General features: G+C 69.0%; 1 protein-coding gene. It reads left to right on the top strand.

Annotated elements, in window-relative coordinates; genetic code table 11:
* Nucleotides 1–290: AMP-binding protein (locus IU459_RS37840; protein ID WP_195134345.1), on the top strand; the 290-nt coding region annotated here is incomplete at both ends.

Genomic DNA, 290 nt, shown 5'->3' with positions numbered 1-290 from the left:
CGCCGCCATGTGCTACACCTCGGGCACCACGGGCGACCCGAAGGGCGTGGTGTACTCGCACCGCTCCAACTGGCTGCACGCGATGCAGGTCAGCGCGAACAACGGGATGGGCCTGTTCGAAACCGACACCATTCCGGCGATCGTGCCGCTGTTCCACGCGAACGCGTGGGGACTGCCGTACGCGGCGCTGATGTCGGGGGCGAATCTGCTCATGCCCGACCGGTTCCTGCAGCCGGGTCCGCTGCTGGAGTGCATGGCCGCGCAGAAGCCGTCCTTCGCCGCGGCGGTGC

Origin of the sequence: Nocardia amamiensis, from assembly GCF_015477605.1 — a bacterium.
GTDB classification, from domain to species: domain Bacteria; phylum Actinomycetota; class Actinomycetes; order Mycobacteriales; family Mycobacteriaceae; genus Nocardia; species Nocardia amamiensis_A.
The sequence above is the reverse complement of the archived record's forward strand: the minus strand, read 5'-3'. Positions and strand labels throughout refer to the sequence as shown.